This window comes from Microbacterium phyllosphaerae, from assembly GCF_050628115.1.
GTDB lineage: Bacteria > Actinomycetota > Actinomycetes > Actinomycetales > Microbacteriaceae > Microbacterium > Microbacterium phyllosphaerae_A.
Genome location: NZ_CP192502.1, coordinates 3,672,375 through 3,692,257 on the forward strand (window position 1 = coordinate 3,672,375; position 19,883 = coordinate 3,692,257).

16 protein-coding genes and 1 riboswitch are annotated in these 19,883 nt (G+C 68.1%); of the genes, 7 read left to right on the forward strand and 9 right to left on the reverse strand.

Annotated elements, in window-relative coordinates:
* Positions 1-51: 51 nt before the first annotated feature.
* The 9 genes from ACQ4LY_RS17635 to ACQ4LY_RS17675 all read right to left on the reverse strand — a co-directional run bounded on the left by ACQ4LY_RS17635 (position 52) and on the right by ACQ4LY_RS17675 (position 12,244).
* Positions 52-1,725 carry a peptide ABC transporter substrate-binding protein gene (locus tag ACQ4LY_RS17635; protein ID WP_431073633.1) on the reverse strand — a complete coding sequence of 558 codons (1,674 nt, stop codon included), beginning with the start codon at positions 1,723-1,725 and terminating at the stop codon, positions 52-54.
* 220 nt (positions 1,726-1,945) lie between these two features.
* The gene (gcvP, locus tag ACQ4LY_RS17640; RefSeq protein ID WP_431075720.1) at positions 1,946-4,777 is read right to left on the reverse strand and encodes an aminomethyl-transferring glycine dehydrogenase; all 2,832 of its coding nucleotides are present in this window, start codon (positions 4,775-4,777) and stop codon (positions 1,946-1,948) included.
* Positions 4,778-4,838: 61 nt separating this feature from the next.
* Positions 4,839-5,216: a glycine cleavage system protein GcvH gene (gcvH, locus tag ACQ4LY_RS17645; protein ID WP_056508773.1), complete on the reverse strand. Its 378-nt coding sequence runs from the start codon at positions 5,214-5,216 to the stop codon at positions 4,839-4,841.
* Positions 5,213-6,397 (reverse strand): glycine cleavage system aminomethyltransferase GcvT, encoded by a 1,185-nt coding sequence (locus tag ACQ4LY_RS17650; RefSeq protein ID WP_431073637.1) that lies wholly within the window; start codon positions 6,395-6,397, stop codon positions 5,213-5,215. Before ACQ4LY_RS17650 ends, gcvH begins: the two co-directional genes overlap by 4 nt.
* A gap of 234 nt (positions 6,398-6,631) precedes the next feature.
* Positions 6,632-6,726, reverse strand: a riboswitch (glycine riboswitch).
* A gap of 125 nt (positions 6,727-6,851) precedes the next feature.
* On the reverse strand, positions 6,852-7,688 hold the full coding sequence (locus ACQ4LY_RS17655) for an ABC transporter ATP-binding protein (protein ID WP_431073639.1): 837 nt from the start codon (positions 7,686-7,688) through the stop codon (positions 6,852-6,854).
* On the reverse strand, positions 7,685-8,548 hold the full coding sequence (locus tag ACQ4LY_RS17660) for an ABC transporter ATP-binding protein (RefSeq protein ID WP_431073641.1): 864 nt from the start codon (positions 8,546-8,548) through the stop codon (positions 7,685-7,687). The genes ACQ4LY_RS17655 and ACQ4LY_RS17660 overlap by 4 nt, the downstream gene beginning before the upstream one ends.
* Positions 8,545-9,525, reverse strand: a complete 981-nt coding sequence (locus ACQ4LY_RS17665) for an ABC transporter permease (RefSeq protein ID WP_431073643.1) — start codon at positions 9,523-9,525, stop codon at positions 8,545-8,547. Before ACQ4LY_RS17665 ends, ACQ4LY_RS17660 begins: the two co-directional genes overlap by 4 nt.
* Positions 9,518-10,513: an ABC transporter permease gene (locus tag ACQ4LY_RS17670; protein WP_431073645.1), complete on the reverse strand. Its 996-nt coding sequence runs from the start codon at positions 10,511-10,513 to the stop codon at positions 9,518-9,520. Before ACQ4LY_RS17670 ends, ACQ4LY_RS17665 begins: the two co-directional genes overlap by 8 nt.
* 39 nt (positions 10,514-10,552) lie before the next feature.
* The gene (locus tag ACQ4LY_RS17675) at positions 10,553-12,244 is read right to left on the reverse strand and encodes an ABC transporter substrate-binding protein (RefSeq protein ID WP_431073647.1); all 1,692 of its coding nucleotides are present in this window, start codon (positions 12,242-12,244) and stop codon (positions 10,553-10,555) included.
* Positions 12,245-12,488: 244 nt separating this feature from the next.
* On the opposite strand from ACQ4LY_RS17675, the gene ACQ4LY_RS17680 reads away from it, so the two are divergent.
* The 7 genes from ACQ4LY_RS17680 to ACQ4LY_RS17710 are packed head-to-tail and all read left to right on the forward strand — an operon-like array spanning position 12,489 to position 19,834.
* Complete coding sequence (locus ACQ4LY_RS17680) at positions 12,489-13,205, forward strand: NUDIX hydrolase (RefSeq protein ID WP_431073649.1); 717 nt, start codon at positions 12,489-12,491, stop codon at positions 13,203-13,205.
* Positions 13,202-14,539 (forward strand): quinolinate synthase NadA, encoded by a 1,338-nt coding sequence (gene nadA, locus ACQ4LY_RS17685; protein ID WP_431073651.1) that lies wholly within the window; start codon positions 13,202-13,204, stop codon positions 14,537-14,539. The genes ACQ4LY_RS17680 and nadA overlap by 4 nt, the downstream gene beginning before the upstream one ends.
* Positions 14,536-16,044 (forward strand): L-aspartate oxidase, encoded by a 1,509-nt coding sequence (gene nadB / locus ACQ4LY_RS17690; protein ID WP_431073653.1) that lies wholly within the window; start codon positions 14,536-14,538, stop codon positions 16,042-16,044. The genes nadA and nadB overlap by 4 nt, the downstream gene beginning before the upstream one ends.
* Complete coding sequence (gene nadC, locus ACQ4LY_RS17695) at positions 16,044-16,895, forward strand: carboxylating nicotinate-nucleotide diphosphorylase (protein ID WP_431073655.1); 852 nt, start codon at positions 16,044-16,046, stop codon at positions 16,893-16,895. Before nadB ends, nadC begins: the two co-directional genes overlap by 1 nt.
* A gap of 5 nt (positions 16,896-16,900) precedes the next feature.
* Positions 16,901-18,040, forward strand: a complete 1,140-nt coding sequence (locus ACQ4LY_RS17700; protein WP_431073657.1) for a cysteine desulfurase family protein — start codon at positions 16,901-16,903, stop codon at positions 18,038-18,040.
* A 53-nt stretch (positions 18,041-18,093) separates the two neighbouring features.
* Entirely contained in the window at positions 18,094-19,041 is a 948-nt protein-coding gene (locus ACQ4LY_RS17705) for a glycosyltransferase family 2 protein (protein ID WP_431073659.1), read from the forward strand.
* A 19-nt stretch (positions 19,042-19,060) separates the two neighbouring features.
* Positions 19,061-19,834: an SDR family NAD(P)-dependent oxidoreductase gene (locus ACQ4LY_RS17710; RefSeq protein ID WP_431073661.1), complete on the forward strand. Its 774-nt coding sequence runs from the start codon at positions 19,061-19,063 to the stop codon at positions 19,832-19,834.
* The last annotated feature ends 49 nt before the right edge of the window (positions 19,835-19,883 follow it).

Consider the following 19,883-nt stretch of genomic DNA (forward strand, 5'->3'; position numbering starts at 1 on the left):
GAGGCGGTGACGAAGAATCGTCACCGCCTCACAGGTGAAGTGCCGTCAGACTTACTCGCCGGCCTTCGTGATCTCGTAGTACAGCGGAACCGAGTTCCAGCCGAACGTGACGTTGTCGACGTTCTCGCTGAAGCCACCGGTCACGTTCGAGTACCACAGCGGGATCGCGGGAAGATCCTGGAACAGGACCTCCTGCGCCTTGGTGAAGTCCTCGAGCTGAGCGTCGGCGTCCGGGTTGCTGATGCCTGCGGAGATGAGGTCGTCGAACTCGGGGTTCGAGTAGTCACCGTCGTTGGAACCGGCGCCCGTGGCGTAGAGCGGTCCGAGGAAGTTGTACAGACCCGGGTAGTCGGCCTGCCAGCCCGAACGCGCTGCCGTGGTGATGGAGCGGTCGTTGATCTTCGTGCGAAGATCCTGGAAGGTCGGGTACGGGTCACCCGATGCCTCGATGCCCAGCGTGTTCTTGATGCTGTTGCTCACCGCGTCGACCCAGGCGTCGTGTCCGCCATCGGAGTTGTACGCGATCTTGAACTCGCCGTCCCACGGGGAGATGGCGTCGGCCTCGGCCCACAGCTCCTTCGCCTTCTCGGGATCGAAGTCGAGGACCTCGCTACCGGGAACCGAGTCGGACCAGCCGTCGATGACCGGCGACGTGAAGTCGGCTGCCGGGGTGCGCGTACCCGAGAAGATGGTCTCGGTGATCTCTTCGCGGTTGATCGCCATCGACAGCGCCTGACGACGCAGCTGGCCCTCTTCGCCGCTGAAGTGCGGGAGGAACTGGCCGATGGTGAACGACTGGAACACAGCCGAGGGCTGGTTCACGGCACGGTCACCGAGCTCGTCGGCGAAGACCGGGAGCGAGTTCGTCGGGATCGCGTCGATGACGTCGACCTCGTTCGACAGCAGGTCTGCGTATGCCGCTTCCTGCGTCGCGTAGAACTTGATCGTCAGACCGCCGTTGGCCGCCTTGCGGGGGCCGTCGTAATCGTCGTTGCGGACGAGATCGATCTGGACGTCATGCTGCCACGCGTCGTCGGCGCCGATCTTGTACGGGCCGTTGCCGATCGGGTTCTGGCCGAACGCCTCGATGTCTTCGAAGGCCGCGTCGGGCAGCGGGTAGAACGCCGAGTAGCCGAGACGCAGAGCGAAGTCGGAGGCCGGCTTGTTCAGCGCGATCGTGAAGGTGTAGTCGTCGACCTGCTTCAGGCCGGCCATGTCGCCCTGTGCACCGAAGATGTCGTCATCGGGGTTGGCCGGGTCGCCCGCGTCGTTGATGAAGCCTTCGATGTCCTCGAAGAAGTAGCCCGACAGCTGGGCGTTCTCTGCCTGTGCGCCGTAGTTCCACGCCTTGATGAAGTTGTCGGCGGTGACCTCTTCACCATCGGTGAAGGTCAGCCCCTCACGGATCTTGACGGTGATGTTCTGCGGGTCCTCCGTGGTGATCTCCTCAGCCACGTCGTTGACCGGGGCGCCTTCGGCGTCGTAGTAGATCAGACCAGCGAAGATCTCGTCGAGGATCTTTCCGCCACCCACCTCGTTGGTGTTGGTCGGGATCAGCGGGTTCTCCGGCTCGGAGCCGTTCGTGGTGATGATGGCATCTGCGTCGACGTTCGCGCCGGAGCCGCCGTCGCCTTCGTTGCCTCCACCGCTCGCGCAGCCCGCGAGCGCCAGGGCGCCGATCGCGAACAGCGCGGTGCCCGCAAGGGCGATCTTGTTGCGCTTCACTTGTGTCCTCCTGTGGACGGAATTCATCAGACTGCGCGCTCACAATCGAGCGCGTAGGGATAGTTGACTGTAACCCGCGTTTCAGGCGGCATCGCACTCGGCTAATGAACCGTTACTGAGTGGTGACCATACGTAATATCGCGGAAACATGCGGGAATGCACGGAAACGAGAAGCGGGGCCGGATGCGATCAGCATCCGGCCCCGCTTCTCGTGGGGGTGTCAGGCGAAGGCCTCGATCGGCGGGCAGGCGCAGACGAGGTTGCGATCTCCGTACGCCTGGTCGATGCGGCGCACCGGCGGCCAGTACTTTCCGGCGACCAGGGCGTGCACCGGATAGGCGGCGTCCTCGCGGGTGTACGAGTGGTTCCACTCCCCCGCGATCAGCGAGACCGCGGTGTGCGGCGCGTGCACCAGAGGGTTGTCGTCGGCGGGCCAGCGGCCCGCCGCAACTGCATCCGCCTCGGCCTTGATCATGATCATGGCCTCGATGAAGCGCTCGATCTCGCCGAGATCCTCGGACTCCGTGGGCTCGACCATCAGCGTGCCGGCGACGGGGAACGACATGGTCGGGGCGTGGAAGCCGTAGTCGATGAGGCGCTTGGCGACGTCATCGACCGTGATCCCGGTCGCCTCCTTGAGAGGACGCAGGTCGAGGATGCACTCGTGCGCGACGCGGCCGTTCTCGCCCGCGTACAGCACCGGGTAGTGCTCGCCGAGGCGCGCGGCGATGTAGTTCGCCGAGAGCACCGCTGCGGCGGTCGCATGGCGGAGGCCGTCGGCCCCCATCATCCGCACGTACGACCACGAGATCGGGAGGATGCCCGCCGAGCCGTACGGTGCCGCCGACACCGCGCCGCCCTCGAAGACGAATCCGCCCGCGTGCTCCGCCCGCTGCGCGAGCGGGTGCGACGGCAGGTAGGGCGCGAGGTGCGCCTTGGCCGCGACAGGGCCCACACCGGGGCCGCCGCCGCCGTGCGGGATCGCGAACGTCTTGTGCAGGTTGAGGTGCGAGACGTCGCCGCCCAGGTCGCCGAAGCGCGCGTAGCCGAGCAGCGCGTTGAGGTTCGCACCGTCGACATAGACCTGTCCGCCGGCGTCGTGCACGGCGGTCGTGATCTCCACCACGTCCTGCTCGTAGACACCGTGCGTGGACGGATAGGTGATCATCAGGGCGGACAGCTCGTCGGCGTGCGCCGTGATCTTCGCCCGCAGGTCATCGAGGTCGACGTTGCCGAGCTCGTCGCAGGCGACGACGACGACCTTCATCCCCGCCAGTACCGCCGAGGCGGCGTTCGTCCCGTGGGCCGACGACGGGATCAGACACACCGTGCGCTGCGCGTCGCCGTTCGCCAGGTGGTAGCCGCGGATCGCGAGAAGCCCTGCGAGCTCACCCTGCGAACCCGCGTTCGGCTGCAGCGACACCGCGTCGTACCCGGTGACCTCGGCGAGCCACGCCTCGAGCTGGGTGATCATGTCGAGGTACCCCTCGACATCGGATGCCGGTGCGAACGGGTGGATGCCCGCGAACTCCGGCCACGTGATCGATGCCATCTCGGTGGCGGCGTTGAGCTTCATCGTGCACGACCCGAGCGGGATCATGCCGCGATCGAGCGCGTAGTCACGATCCGCGAGGCTCTTGAGGTAGCGCATCATCGCCGTCTCGCTGCGGTGCGCGTGGAACACGGGGTGCGTGAGGTACTCGTCCTGGCGCAGCAGGTCACCGGGCAGGGCGCCCTGCGATCCGGATCCGAAGAACCCGAATGCCCGCTCCCGGGCGCCGCCGAACACCTGGGCGACCTGGTGGAGCTCGGAGACCGTGGTGGTCTCGTCGACCGAGATGCCGATCGTGTCGGCGTCAGCGGCGTGCAGCAGGATGCCGAAGCCGTGATGAGCCTGCTCCACGTATTCGGCCGCTCGCCCCGGAACACGCACCTGGAGGGTGTCGAAGAACGAGTCGTGCACGACGTCGGCCCCCGCATCGGCGAGCCACTCGCGCAGCATCGCGGTCTTGGCCGCGACCTCCCGCGCGATCGTCTTCAGCCCGTCAGGCCCGTGGTAGACCGCGTACATCGACGCCATGACCGCGAGCAGGACCTGCGCGGTGCAGATGTTGCTGGTCGCCTTCTCACGGCGGATGTGCTGCTCGCGGGTCTGCAGGGACAGCCGGTACGCCGGCTTGCCGTCCGCATCGACCGAGACTCCGACGAGGCGCCCGGGCAGCTGCCGCTCGAGTCCGGCACGCACGGCCATGTAGCCGGCGTGCGGGCCTCCGAAGCCGATGGGCACGCCGAAGCGCTGGGTCGTCCCGACCGCGACATCGGCGCCGAGCGAGCCCGGCGACGCGATGAGGGTCAGCGCGAGCAGATCGGCCGCGACGACGGCGAGTCCGCCCGCCAGGTGCGTCGCATCGATCACGGCTGCCGGGTTCCACACTCGTCCGGAAGCCCCCGGGTACTGCACGAAGACGCCGAACAGCTCCGCGGGCAGCCCCTCGCCGGCCGCGAAGTCGACGGACACCAGTTCGATGCCCACCGCCTCGGCCCGGGTCTCGAGCAGTGCCTTCGTCTGCGGGAAGGCGTCGGCGTCGACGGCGAACACATTCGACGCCTTCTTCGACGCTCGGCGCGCCAGAAGCATCCCCTCGACGACCGCGGTCGACTCGTCGAGCATCGACGCGTTCGCCGTGGTGAGACCGGTGAGCTCGGCCACCATCGTCTGGAAGTTGATCAGCGCCTCGAGGCGCCCCTGCGAGATCTCCGGCTGGTACGGCGTGTAGGCCGTGTACCAGGAGGGGTTCTCGAGCACGTTGCGCTGGATCACCTGCGGGGTGACCGTGCCGTAGTACCCGAGGCCGATCATCGGCCGGTTCACCGTGTTGCGAGCGGCGATCGCCCGCAGCTCGGCGAGAGCCTCGGTCTCGCTCGCTGCGCGAGGGATGACCGAGTCCATGGAGGCTGAGGTGAAGATCGAGGAGGGCACGGCCTGGCGCATCAGCGCCTCGACCGGGCTCCAGTCCTCGAGCGCGGACTCGACACCCAGCGCGTCGAGCATCTGGCGCTGCGTGGATTCGGTGGTTCCGATGTGACGATCGGCGAAGGAGACCACTGGTCGATCAGCCCTCCGTCAGAGCGACGTACGCGTCGCGGTCCATCAGACCCTCGAGCGCACCCGCGGCCACTGCGACCTTGATGAGCCAGCCGCCGGCGAACGGCTCCGCGTTCACGAGCGAGGGGTCATCGACGACGGTGTCGTTGATCTCGACGACCGTGCCGGTGACCGGTGCGTAGAGCTCGCCGACCGACTTGGTCGACTCGATCTCGCCGACGACGGAGCCTGCGGCGATCTCGGTGCCGACGGCGGGGAGCTCGACGAACACGACGTCGCCCAGCTTGTCGGCCGCGTAGTCGGTGATGCCGATCGTCACGGTGTCGCCGTCAGCGGCGATCCACTCGTGCTCGTCGGTGTAGCTGAGGGCGTTGAGGTCGGTCATTTGGTCCTCCGGTAGAAAGGCAGAGCGGTCACGGTCGCGGGGATCCTGGTCCCCCGCACATCAAGGAATACTGCGGTTCCCTCCGCAGCGGAAGACGGTTCGACGTAGGCCATGGCGATCGGGTGACCGAGCGTCGGGCTCAGCGCACCGCTAGTGATCTCGCCGAGTACGCCGCCGTCCTGATCGACGACGGGGTATCCGGCACGGCCTGCGCGCTTGCCTTCAGCGACGAGGCCCACGAGCACCGGGGCATCGGATGCGGCATCCACCGCGCCCTTGCCGATGAAGGTCTCTTTGTCGGAGACGACGACCCGGCCGAGACCGGCCTGCGACGGCTTGGTCTCACGGGAGAGTTCGTGGCCGTAGAGGGGCATACCCGCCTCGAGCCGGAGCGTGTCGCGTGCGGCGAGACCGGCCGGGACGAGACCGTGCGCCTGACCGGCCTCGACGAGCGCGTCCCAGAGCGCCGGGGCGTCGGCGACCCGGACGAGAAGCTCGAAGCCGTCCTCCCCCGTGTACCCGGTGCGGGCGAGGAGCAGCGGGCCTTCGAGGAACGAGGCATCGGCCCAGGCATAGTACTTCTGCTCCGACCACGGGGTCCCGAGGTCGGTGATGCCCGCCGTCGTCGAGAGGATGCTCTCGGATGCGGGGCCCTGCACGGCGAGCAGCGCGTACTCGTCGGAGACGTCCTCGACGTCGACGCCGCGGTCTCCGAGGAAGCCCTCGAAGGTGCGCTCCTCGCCGGCCGTGAGCGCCGGCCGTTCACGCTCGATCCGTGAGGGGAACGAACGGATCCGCGAAGCGAACGCCCCGTCGACGAATCCGCGGTTGCCCGCGTTCGCGATCACCAGGAACCGATCCTCGGCGAGGCGGTAGACGATGACGTCATCGATGATCCCGCCGTCGTCGGCCAGCATGAGCGAGTACTTCGCCTTGCCGACGGACATCGCCGACAGACGACCGGCGAGAGAGTAGTCGAGGAAGGCGCCTGCGAAGTCTCCGGTGATCATGAACTCCGCCATGTGCGAGATGTCGAAGATCCCGGCGGCCTGACGCACCGCGTGGTGCTCGGCGAGGTCGGAGGTGTAGCGCACCGGCATCTGCCAGCCGCCGAAATCGGTGAACGAGGCGCCGAGCGCCTCATGGCGCTCGCGGAGCGGGGTGTAGCGAGGGTCGGACATGGAGTTCTCCCGGGCTGGGTCGGGCGGAACAGCGGTGTCGCCGTTCCTCGGAACTCCCCCTCTGTCATGGGCCTGAGAGCTTCACCCAGAGACTGGGCTTTCACCGTCGGCGGACCACCGGCGAAGAGACGGAGACGCGCGGAATGCATGTCGCCAGGGTTTCGGCTCGGGCGCCTCCGGCGGCCTCGCTCAACCCGATTTCTCGCTTCGCTGGAAATCGCTTTTCAGAGTGGCCGGAACCGCGCGGTACGCGTACCTGAGAGATTGGCGGGGAGGCTTGCTCCTTCGGTGCCCGGCTGCGTTCGCCGGGGCTCTCCCGCGTGGGTCATTCGGCCTGTCTTCACTTGTGCGTTCAGTCTAGCGGGTCGCCCTCGCCGAGACAGGCGGCATTCCGGTCGCACTTCGTGTCGCGCGAACGGATCGTCGGCGACACAGAGTGCGACCGGAAGGGTGCTCAGCGGCCGGCGAGCTCTGCCCGCACCTCGTCACGGAGGCGGCCGAGGTTCTCCGGCTCGGGCGCTGCGCCCAACAGCGTCTTCGTGTAGTCGTGCTGCGGATCGAGGATGACTTCGTCTGCTGGCCCCCGCTCGACGACGTCGCCCTTGTAGAGGACCATGATCTCGTCGCTGAAGTGGCGGGCCGTCGCGAGATCGTGCGTGATGTACAGCACGCCGAGGTTCTCCTCCCGCTGCAGATCGGCCAGCAGGTTGAGCACCCCGAGCCGGATCGAGACGTCGAGCATCGAGACCGGCTCATCCGCGACGATGAACCGCGCCCCCGGGGCGAGTGCCCGCGCGATGGCCACCCGCTGCCGCTGCCCACCGGACAGCTCATGCGGGCGGCGCTCGGCGAAGCTCTCCCCCGGTGACAGTCGCACCCGCTCGAGCAGCTCGATCGCGCGCGCCCGAACCTCTGCGCCGGAGAGCTTCGGATGGTGGAGCCTGATCGGGCGCTCCAGGTGGTGGATGATCGTGTGGAACGGGTTCAGCGAGGCGAACGGATCCTGGAAGACCATCTGCACCTGCGACCGGTACTCCTCGACCGCGCGGCCCCGCATCCCCGAGTCGCTGCCGTCGAGCAGGATCTGCCCGCTCGTCGGCGTCTCGAGCTTCATCAGCATCCGGGCGATCGTCGACTTGCCCGACCCCGACTCGCCGACGAGGGCGACCGTCTTCCCCGCCTCGATCGTGAACGAGACGTCCTTGACGGCGTGCAGGATCGAGGTCCTGAGCCCTGATCGCAGGGTGAAGTCCTTCACCAGATTGCGGGCTTCGAGGGTGGGAGCACTCATCGGATCTCCTCCTGACTGGGCTGGCTGCCGGTGCGGACGAAGTCGCCGCGCTCACCGGTCAGACTCGGGAAGCTCGACAGCAGCTTCTTCGTGTACTCGTGCTGGGGCGTGCGGTAGATCTCCTCCGCTGTGCCCTCCTCCACGATCTGCCCCTGCAGCATCACGGCGATCCTGTCGCTGATCTCGATCAGCATCGGCAGGTCGTGCGTGATGAAGATCACTGCGAACCCCAGCCGCTCGCGCAGCCGCATGATCTCGCGGATGATCCCCCGCTGCACGACCACGTCGAGCGCGGTGGTGGGCTCGTCCATGATCATCACCTGGGGGTCCAGCGCGAGCGCCATCGCGATCATCATCCGCTGCCGCATGCCGCCGGACAGCTCGTGCGGGAAGCTCGTCAACCGCGAGGGGTCGACACCGACCAGCGTCAGCAGCTCCTCGGCCCTGGCCTGTCTGTCCTTCTTGGACATGCCGGGGCGGTGGGTCTCGAAGATGTCGAAGATCTGCGCCTTGACGCTGATCACCGGGTTGAGCGAGTTCATCGCCCCCTGGAACACCATCGAGATCTTGTCCCAACGGAAGGCGCGCAGGCCGTCTCCGTCGAGTGCGACGATGTCGATGTCGTGGCCGTCGCGGTCGTGGAACACGATCTCGCCGCTCGTCATGAGTGCCGGCGCCTTGAGCAGCCGATTCATACCGTAGGCGAGGGTGGTCTTGCCACAGCCCGATTCGCCGGCCAGGCCGAGGATCTCTCCTCGATTGAGGGTGAGCGAGACGTTGCGCACCGCCTTCACGGGCGGATCCACTTCGTACTCGATCGACACGTCGCGTGCGGTGAGCACGGCATCCGGAGCGCTCATGCGGCGATCCCCTTCGTCTTGGCGGCCTTGCGCACACGACGAGCGGCGTCCGGCGCATTGCGCAGCTTGGGGTTGATGACCTCGTCGATCGCGAAGTTGATGAGTGAGAGCCCCGCGCCGAGCATGGCGATCATGATTCCCGGCGGCACGAACCACCACCAGGCCCCTCGCCCGAGCGCCTGCCCCGACTGCGCGTCGTTGAGGATGGTGCCCCAGGTGATGGACGAGTTCGGCCCGAGGCCGAGGTACGACAGGCCTGCCTCGCCGAGGATCGCGAAGATGATCGCGAAGAGGAACTGCGCCGTGAGCAGCGGCAGCAGGTTCGGCATGATCTCGACCAGGATGACGCGGAAGGATCGCTCCCCCGCGACCTTGGACGCGTAGACGTAGTCGCGGGTGCGCAGCGATCGCGTCTGCAGTCGGAGTACATAGGCCGCACCGGCCCAGGAGGTGATGCCGAGCACGAACGCGACGAGCTGCCAGCTGCGCTGCGGGACGAAGGAGGAGATCACCATCACCAGCGGCAGGCCGGGGATCACGATCATCACATTCGTGAGCAGGGCGAGCGTGTCCTCGCGCCAGCCGCCGAGGTACCCCGCGAGGACGCCGAACAGCAGCGACAGGATGATGGCGATGCCGCCGGCGACCACACCGACCAGGAGCGATCCCTGAGCGCCGATCGCGAGCTGGGCGAACATGTCGTTGCCGAGTTTGGTGGTGCCGAGCCAGTGCTCCGGCGACGGCGGGAGCAGAGCAGGGTTGTCGGTGCTCCGAGGGTTCTGCGAGAAGATCGGCGCGATGATCGCGAACAGCACGATCGCGATCACGATCACCGCCCCGGCGATGAACTTCGGCGAGGTCGTCGGGAGCACTCGGCGGCGCTTGCGGCCGCGCTGCGTCGCGAGCGAGATCGTGCTCGCTGGCTGGGTCATGGGCTGATCCTTCGTGATCAGCACTGTGTTCTCGGTGTCAGACATTCTGGCGAGCCCTCGGGTCGATGAAGCCATAGACGAGGTCCATGATGAAGTTGGCGGCGAGCACCGTGATGGTGATGACGAGGAAGAGCCCCTGCATCAGCGCATAGTCGTTGTTCGTGACCGCCTGGAACATCAGCTTGCCGATGCCCGGGTACGTGAACACCTGCTCCATGACGATGGAACCCGCCACCACGAACCCCAAGGTGATCGAGAAGCCTGCGATCGACGGGATCGCGGCGTTGCGAGCCGCGTACGTCGTCATGATGCGACGAGGACGGAGCCCCTTGGCCTCGGCCGTGAGCACGTAGTCCTCGGCCATGGTCTGCACCATCATGTTGCGCATCCCGAACATCCAGCCACCCACCGACGAGATCACGATGGTGATCGCAGGAAGGATCGCGTGCGAGAGCGCATCCGCGAAGAACGCCCAGGTCGGCTCGGGGCCGTCCGGGAAGTCGAACACGTCGTAGCCGCCGAAGATCGGGAACCAGCCGAGTCCGACCGCGAACACCGAGACGAGGAGGAGCGCCATCCAGAAGTACGGAATGGACTGCAGCACGGTGGTCGCCGGGATCAGGTGATCGACCCACGTTCCGCGTTTCCATCCGGCCCAGGCGCCGAGCACGACGCCGAGCACGAACGAGATCACGGTCACGGTGCCGACGAGGATGAGCGTCCACGGCAGAGCCTGCCCGATCAACTCACTCACCGGGGCCGGGAACTTCGTGACGGAGATGCCCAGGTCGCCCTGGAACATGCGCCCCCAGTACGCGATGTACTGGTCCCAGAGGGAGGAGTCATCACCGCCGAGCAGCAGCTTGATGTTGCGGATCGTGGTCTCGGAGACCTCGCCGCCCGCACGCTGCATCTTGGCGATCATGATGTCCGCCGGGTTCCCCGGCATGAGCCGGGGAAGCAGGAAGTTGAGTGAGATCGCGGCCCACAGCGTGAATGCGTAGAACCCGATTCTTCGTGCATAGAACTTCATGTCACTGACCGTGCTTCCTGCTCCCCCGACGTCATTCGGTTAGTTCGCCGGCTCGAGCTGCGTCAGGATGTATCCCGCCGCGATCGCTCCCCAGGACGGCGGGAAGGCGTAGAGGTCCTCCTCCGTCGGCCAGCCGGTGAAGTCCTTCGTGTTGTAGAAGGTCTGCGTGGCGTTGATCACGAGCGGGATGTAAGGAAGGTCGCGGACGATCTCGGTCTGGATCGTTCCGTACAGCGCCTTCTTCTCCGCCTCGTCGTTGGTGCTGATCGCGGCCTGGACCGCCTCATCGACGACCGGGTTGCTGTAGCGGCTGAAGTTCCAGCGCCCGGCCGGTACCTCCGACCCCACGGCTGCGGTGGATCCGACCGTTGTGCCGCCGAACCAGTCGCGGTAGATCTGGAACGGATCGGCGACCGACGTGCCGATGACACCGCCGACGATCAGCTGGAAGTCCCCGCCCTGACGGGCATCGGAGAATTCCTGCCACTGCACGGTCGACGCGGTGACCTTGATGCCGGCCGCCTCGGCCTGCTCTGCGATCAGCTTCGCGGCATCGTTGTAGTCGGTCCAGCCGTCGACCGAGATCAGGCTGAGCTCGAGCGGCTTCCCGTCCTTGGAGTAGTAGTCGCCGTCCTTGGTGTAACCGGCAGCCTCGAGGATCTCGCCCGCCTCTGCGGCGTTCGCCTCCTGCGGGCTGACCTCGTTGGCCGGGTCCGCCACCCACTTCTCGTCACGCGGGAGCAGCGCGAACGTCGGCGAGATGTCGCCGGTCAGCCCGACGAACGCCTTGTCCTTGATCGCCGCGCGGTCGATGGCGACGTTGAGCGCCTGACGCACGGCGACATCGGTCTGGGGACCGGTGCAGCCGAGCTCGGCGTTCGAGCAGGTGTAGAGCACAGTCGGGTCCTGCGGCGTGTTGATCCACTCGATCGCGCCGTTGCCCGTGACGTCGTCCGGATTCGGGATGAACATACCCGTCCAGTCGAGCTTGCCGGCGGCGAGCAGATCCTGCGCGGTCTGGTTGTTGTCGACGGCGATGTACTGGACCTTCTTGACGCCGAGATCGTCGGCATCGCGGAAGTTCTCGTTGGCGACGAGCGTGTACGACTCGCTCGTCGTCTTGTCGACGACGTACGCGCCCGAGCCCACCGGATCCTCGTTCGCGAAGTTGGCGAAGTCGGTGACCTCCGACCAGACGTGCTCGGGAAGGATGTAGGTCGAGCCGAGACGCTGGAACTCGGTCGTGTACTGCGCGCTGGTGTAGGTGAGGACGACGGTGGTGTCGTCAGTCGCCTCGGCGGAGACGAGACCGTTGCCCTCGGGGTTGTTGGCCTCGTAGGTGAACGAGAACGCCACGTCGGCGGCGGTGAGAGGCTCGCCGTCGCTCCACTTCAGATCGGGCTTGATGGTGACCGTGATCACCGTGCCGTCCTCGTTGTACTCGTACGAATCGCCGATCAGGCCGACGGGCTCGGAGTCCGCCGTCTTGTTGAAGAAGAACAGCGGCTCATAGATGGGACCGAGCGCGCCATGGAGCACGGTCGGTGCGAACGGGTTGTAGTTCGCGGTGATGGGGGTCTGGCTGCCGGCCCACACGCGAAGAGCCCGGTCGCCATCGCCACCGCTCCCCTCGCTGCCGCCGCCTGCGCCACAGGCCGTCAAACCCAGGGCGAGGACGGATGCCCCCGCCACAGCGGTGAGCGCGATCTTGCGCCTTCCGTTACGGATCATTCTGTATTTCCTCTCGGTGCTGCACTGCAGGAGGGATCTCCGGGATGGAGCCGAGTCCCAGATCGGAACTCGCGACAGATCCCGTGAAAGGGATTTGTTAGGACAGTAACCTAACAAATAGCCATGCGGGCGACAAGGGTTCAGAACGCTGGCGTATAACGTTTCGGCCTCGGGACCCGTCCGTCACAGAGGTGCACTAAGAGTCTCGATGACACTAAGATCGATCTCGGAGGTTAAGGTAGATATGACTCAAACCAGGGGCATCGACGTGGCCGTGTCGACGGTGATCCTGACGCTGCGTCGCACCGAGGACGGCGCGGCTGTGCTCGCGTTGCCGCTGGTGCTGCGCACCCGCGAGCCGTTCGCCGATCAATGGGCGCTTCCCGGAGGCTGGCTGACCCCGACCGAATCGCCGGTGGACGCCGCCGCCCGCACACTCGCCGAGACCACGGGTCTCACGCCCAGCTATCTCGAGCAGCTCTACGCGTTCGGGGCCGTCGACCGCTCCCCCACGCGCGTCGTGTCGATCGTCTACTGGGCGCTGCTCCGCCAGGACGAGGTCGATGCGCAGAGCGCCGCGCATCGCGCATCCGGTCTCGCCCCCGAGAATGTCCGCTGGTTCGATCTCGGCGACGTGCCGCCGCTCGCCTTCGATCACCGCAAGATCGTCGACTACGCCCTCTGGCGCCTGCGAAGCAAGGTCGGCTACAGCCGGGTCGCGCACGGCTTCCTGCCGGCGGAGTTCACTCTGGCCGACCTTCGAGAGGCCTACGAGGCGATCCTCGGCAAGCACCTCGACCCGGCCAACTTCCGCCGACAGGTCGAGTCCGCCGGCAATCTCCTCCCCACCGATCAGTTCCGCACCGGCAGCCACCGCCCCGCCCGCCTGTACCGCTACAACACCGATGTCGAGCTGGCCGATCACGGCCCCCTCGGCCCCGAGGAAACGAGCACTCGATGAGCACCACCTTCGTTCCGACCCCGACCGTCCAGCTTCTCGACGCCTCGGTCGACCACGCGATCCAGTCGATCGTCTCGGGCGCGTCGACCGACGCGACCTGCACGACCGACCTCGCGTCCGGCCCCTGGGACTTCGACGCACGCCCCGGATACGGTCCCGGATCCTCGATGGGTGACGTCATCCCGACCGGAGCACCGCGTCAGGGCGAGCTGCCGGTGGACTATCGCGAGGCGAGCGAAGACGAACTCGACGAGCGCATACGTGCGGCGAAGGCCACGCTCGGCGACCGAGCCGTCGTGCTGGGACACTTCTACCAGCGCGAGGAGGTCGTGCGTCACGCCGACTACGTGGGCGACTCGTTCCAGCTCGCGACCGCGGCGAAGGAGCGACCGGATGCCGAGGCCATCGTCTTCTGCGGCGTGCATTTCATGGCAGAGACCGCCGACCTGCTCTCCGGCCCCGACCAGGCGGTCATCCTGCCGAACCTCGCCGCCGGATGCTCGATGGCCGACATGGCCGACATCGATCAGGTCGAGGACTGCTGGGAACAGCTCGCCGAGGTCCTGGGTGATCTCGACGCTCCGGATGAGAGCGGCCGAGTGCCGGTGATTCCCGTCACGTACATGAACTCCTCTGCCGCGATCAAGGGCTTCGTCGGCCGGCACGGCGGGATCGTCTGCACCTCGTCGAACGCGCAGACGGTGCTCGAGTGGGCGTTCGAGCGCGGTCGGCGGGTGCTGTTCTTCCCCGATCAGCATCTGGGGCGCAACACCGCGAAGGCGATGGGCGTGCCGCTCGAGCAGATGCCGATGTGGAACCCGCGCAAGGCGCTCGGCGGCTCCACGGCATCCGATCTGCTCGATTCGCGCGTCATCCTGTGGCACGGGTTCTGCTCGGTGCACCGGCGCTTCACGGTGGCTCAGATCGACCAGGCGAGGGCGGAGCACCCCGACGTGCGCGTCATCGTGCACCCGGAGTGCCCGATGGACGTCGTGGACGCCGCAGACGAGGCAGGCTCCACGGACTACATCCGCCGGGCGATCGCCGCCGCGACAGAGCCCACTACCTTCGCGATCGGCACCGAGATCAACCTCGTACGCCGGCTGGCCGCGCAGTTCCCGCAGCACGAGATCTTCTGCCTCGACCCCGTGGTGTGCCCGTGCTCGACGATGTACCGCATCCACCCCGGATACCTGGCGTGGGTGCTGGAGGAGCTCGTGGCAGGCCGCACTCCCAACCGGATCACGGTGACTTCGGACGTGGCCGACCCCGCGCGGGTCGCTCTCGAGCGGATGCTGGCGGCGAAGCCGCCGGTGATGGCGAGCGCCCGATGAACGTCGTCGTCGTCGGCTCGGGAATCGCCGGCCTCACCGCCGCACTGCATGCCCACGAGGCGGGGCACGCGGTGACGGTCGTGACGAAGGGGGTGCTCGGCGACGGATGCACCGGGTTCGCGCAGGGCGGCGTCGCCGGGATGTACGGCCCGGCGGACTCCGCAGCTCAGCACGCCGCAGACACGATCGACGCGGGAGCAGGGCTGTCCGACAGCGCTGCGGTCGACGTGCTCGTACACGACGCCGCCGCGAGGATCGCCGAGCTGATCGCCAGAGGCGTCGCGTTCGACCGCGGCCCCGATGGCGAACTGCTCCTCGGACGCGAGGCAGCGCATCGGCATGCCCGCATCGTGCATGCCGGTGGGGATGCGACCGGTGCCGCGATCGCGGGCGCGCTCGTCGCCGCCACCCGGCGTGCCGCCATCACGGTGGTCGAGGGCGCGTTCCTCGCCGACCTGATGATCGTGGGCGGCGTCGCGTGCGGAGTCCGCGTGCTCGTCGGGGGTGCGCTCTCAGACCTCGAGGCCGATGCGGTGATTCTCGCCACGGGCGGCGCCGGTCACCTCTACGCGCACACCACGAACCCGGAGGGAACCACCGGCGACGGCATCGCCGCCGCTCTGCGCGCGGGAGCGGTCGTCGCAGATCTGGAGTTCATGCAGTTCCACCCGACGGTCCTCGCCGAGGGGCCGGCGTTCCTGATCTCCGAGGCGGTACGCGGCGAGGGCGCGACACTCATCGACGTCGACGGTCGCCGTTTCGCCTTCGACAGCCACCCCGACGGCGAGCTGGCTCCCCGCGACGTCGTGTCCCGGGCGCTCGCGCGGCAGGCCGCAGCTCAGGACTCCCCGGTGCGTCTCGACGCCACGATGCTGGGCGAACGCGTGCTGGCGCGCCGCTTCCCGACGATCGACCGGGTGACGCGCGAGCGCGGCTTCGACTGGGCCATTCATCCCATTCCGGTGACCCCGGCCGCGCACTATCTGATGGGCGGGGTCGTCACCGACCTCGACGGCCGCACGTCGATCCCCGGCCTCTTCGCAGTCGGCGAGGTCGCCCGCACCGGCGTGCACGGCGCGAACCGGCTCGCCTCGAACTCGCTGCTGGAGGGCGCTGTCTTCGGCGCGCGCGCGGCGACCGCCGTGGGCAAGCCATGGAAGCCAGTCCCCGCCCACGTCCCCACGGATGCTCGCAGCGCATCCACAGCCGGCACTTGCCGCACCCGACCGCGCCCGGACGGCAGTCCGTTCAGTCGCTCCGTACTGCAGCGGCTGATGTGGGATGACGTCGGGCTCCTCCGCACGGACGAGGGGCTCGAGCACGCTCTCGACGCCGTGATCCGCTGGCGGTCCACGGCGCCCGCACCCGTCACGGTCGCCGAGCGCGAGGACGCGAATCTGCTCCTGCTCGCCGAGGCCACGGCATCCGCCGCCCTCGCCCGCACCGAATCGGTCGGCGCCCACTACCGCGACCCCGTCGCCTCGCCCCTTCTGGAGACCGTCTGATGCTCACTCGCGCACTCATCGCCCGCGTCGTCGGCGCCGCCCTCGAGGAGGACGCACCGTGGGGCGACCTCACCAGCACGACGCTGCTTGCCGCTGACGCCACCGCCACCGCCGACCTGGTCGCCAGGGAAGCCGGGATCTTCAGCGGCGGTGAGGTCATCTCGGCCGCCTTCGCTCTCACGGATCCGTCGATCACGATCGATGTGCACGTCGGCGACGGCGATCGCTTCGCGCCCGGTGACGTACTGGCCTCGGTCTCGGGTTCGGCCCGCGGCATCCTCACTGCGGAGCGTGTCGCGCTGAATTTCGCGCAGCGGATGAGCGGCATCGCCACCCTGACCGATGCCTATGTGCGGGCGATCGAGGGGACCTCGGCTCGCATCGCCGACACCCGCAAGACCACCCCGGGCCTGCGCGCCTTCGAGCGTCACGCCGTGGTCTCCGGCCGCGGGCACAACCACCGCTACTCGCTGTCGGACGCCGTGATGGCCAAGGACAACCATCTCGCCGTGCTGCAGCGCTCGGGTGTCGACCTCGCCACCGCCCTGCGCGAGGCGCTGTCCCGCCTGCCCCATACCACCCACGTGGTCGTCGAGGTCGACCGGCTCGATCAGATCCGGGCCGTGCTCGACGGCGGAGCGCACACCGTGCTGCTCGACAACTTCTCGCTCGAGGATCTCCGGGCGGGTGTGGCGTTGATCGGCGACCGCGCGCAGGTCGAAGCGTCCGGCGGGGTGACCCTCGACACGGTCGGCGACATCGCGAGCACCGGGGTCGATGTGATCTCGGTCGGCGCGCTCACCCACTCGGCGCGCGCGCTCGATCTCGGCCTGGACGTGCGGATCGACTGACCCCGATGCTCTACCTCGATCACGCTGCGACCTCTCCGGTCCGCCCGGAGGTGCTCGATGCGATGCGCCCGTACCTCACCGGCGTGTTCGGCAACCCCTCCAGCCACCACACCTACGGCGAGGCTGCGGCGAGCGCGCTCGACGATGCGAGGTCGCGGGTCGCGCGTGTGCTGGGGATGCGCGCCGGCGATGTCGTGTTCACCGCGGGCGGCACTGAGGCGAACAACCTCGCGGTCAAGGGGATCGTACTCGCCGCTCTCGCGGACGACCGCCGCCATCTGGTGATCTCGCCGATCGAGCACGAGTCGATCCTGGAGTCCGCGGACTACCTGCGACGCTTCCACGACGTCGAGGTCACTGCGGCGGCGGTGGACTCGCACGGCCGGGTCTCCGTGGCATCCCTGCGAGAGGCCATCCGCCGGAACACCGCGCTGGTCGCCCTCGGACACGCCAACAACGAGATCGGCACTGTCCAGGACGTGGCCTCGCTCGCGGAGGTGACCCGCGCAGCCGGCGTTCCGCTGCACGTCGATGCGGTGCAGTCGGCGGGGTGGCTGCCGCTCACAGGTCTCGGGGCGGATGCGATCGCGATCGCCGGGCACAAGCTCGGAGCACCCAAGGGGATCGGCGCCCTCGCCGTGCGCGGCCGGGTCCCCCTCGAACCGCTCCTGCACGGGGGCGGTCAGGAGCGGGGACGCCGGTCGGGGACGGAGAACGTCGCAGGGGCGGTCGGCCTCGCCGTGGCATTGGAGCTCGCCGAGGCGGAGCGCGGCACCGTCGGCGCCCTCGTCGGAGCGGCGACGCAGCGTTTCATCGCCGCCGTGCTCGCAGCCGTTCCCCATGCCGCGCTCACGGGAGATCCGGTCAGGCGGCTCCCCGGAACCGCGAGCTTCACTTTCACGGGGGTGAGCGGCGAGGCCGTGCTGCTCGAGCTGGAGCGCCGGGGCGTGGTGTCGTCGAGCGGTTCGGCGTGCGCCGCCGGAAGCGACGAGCCGTCGCACGTGCTGCTCTCCTGCGGCATCGCCCCCTCCGTCGCGCAGAGCTCCGTGCGGTTCACCTTCGGTCATGCCCCGCTGCCCGACGATCTTCCCGATCGCCTCGCAGCCCTCGTGGCAGAGTCGGTGCGCGCCGTCGTAGGTGTCTGAGAGGCGAGACGACTGAGAGCCCAGACCTTCGTACACGGCCATAGACTCGGCTGGTGACCGCCCCCGCCCCGATCGTGACCCTGATCGTCCCCGGCCGCGACATCGCCGGCTTCGCCCCGGCCGCACTCGATTCGCTGCGTGCGCAGACCGAGAATCGGTGGCATGCGATCCTCATCGACGACGGCTCGACCGACGATACAGCCGAGATCTTCGCCGCGGCCGCGGCATCCGACCCGCGCTTCCGTGCGGTGCGGCATGAGGCGTCGCGCGGCCTCGGTGCTGCGCGGAACGTGGGTGTGGATCTCGTCGACACTCCTCTGGTCGGGTTCCTCGACGGCGACGACGAGCTGACCCCTACCGCGCTCGAGCGTCTCATCGGAACCCTCATCGAGACGGGGAGCGACTTCGTGGCCGGTGCCTACGTGCGCTCGCGCTTCGACGGCGAACGCTACATCCCGGGACGCGTGCAGCCCTGGGTCGAGGCAGCCACGTCGCCGGCGCGACTCGGAACCACGATCGTCGAGCACCCCCATGCCAGCGCGAACATCGTCGCCTGGTCGAAGATCAGCCGCACCGAGTTCTGGAGCGACCTGCGGTTCCCCGAGGGGGTCGCCTACGAGGATCAGGTGGTCGCTCAGCTCATGTACACGCGCGCACGCGCTTTCGATGTGATCCCGGACACGGTCGTCCGGTGGCGGCTGCGGGCCGACGGCACCTCGATCACCCAGGGCCGCGCGCAGCTTCCGGTGCTCCGCGACTATCTCCGCGCGCTCCGCGGAGGCATCCGCGTGCTGCATGACGCCGGTGCGCACGCCGCCGTGACCGCACGACTCGAACTGATCCTCGCGATGGACCTGCCGCCGCTCCTCGAGATCGCCGCCACCCATCCCGATCCCCGCTACGCCGGCGACGTGGAGTCGTTCGCCGCCGAGATCCAGGCGCTGCCCGAATACGCCGATGCCCGCCCCGATCCCGCTCTCACCGCTGCCCTGGCATGGTGAGAGCACTCCCAGGAGACTCATGAACGGCTACCTCGCCGACCTCTTCTCGCTCGACGGCCGCACGGCGGTCGTGACCGGCGGCAGCTCCGGCATCGGTCGCGGCATCGCCACGGCACTCGCGAAGGCGGGGGCCTCGACCGTGATCGTCGCTCGCGGCGAGACCAGGGTCGATGCGACCGTCGCCGAGCTCACGGATGCCGGATGCCGGGCAACGGGCGTCGTCGGCGATCTCAGCACCCGGGAGGGGATCCGTGCCGTGGCGGAAGCTGCCACAGTGCCGTTCGGGGAGCCGGACATCCTCGTGAACTCCGCCGGTATCAACATCCGTCCGCCCTTCGCCGAGATCACCGAGGACGACTGGGATGCGACGATGACCGTCAACGCCCTCGCACCGTTCCTGCTCGGGCAGCGTTACGGCGTGGGTATGGCCGAGCGCGGATACGGTCGGCTGATCCACATCAGCTCGCAGCAGGCGCACCGTGCCTTCGTCGGCAGCGGGATCTACGGTGTGTCCAAGGGCGCAGTGGAGTCGCTGATGCGGTCCGAGGCCGAGGCCTGGGGCGGCACCGGCGTCACGAGCAACACGCTCGTCCCCGGGTTCGTGCTCACACCGCTGAACGCCCGGCTGCAGGAGGACCCCGCTCAGATCGCCGCCCTCGCCGCGCGTACGATGATCGGTCGCAACGGCCTGCCCTCGGACTTCGCGGCAGCCGCCGTCTTCCTGGCGGGTGCGGGGTCGAGCTACGTCACAGGTCAGTCGCTGTTCATCGACGGCGGGCTCTCCGTGCACTGAGACCAGCTCCGTGCACTGAGACCAGCTCCGTGCACTGAGACCAGCTCCG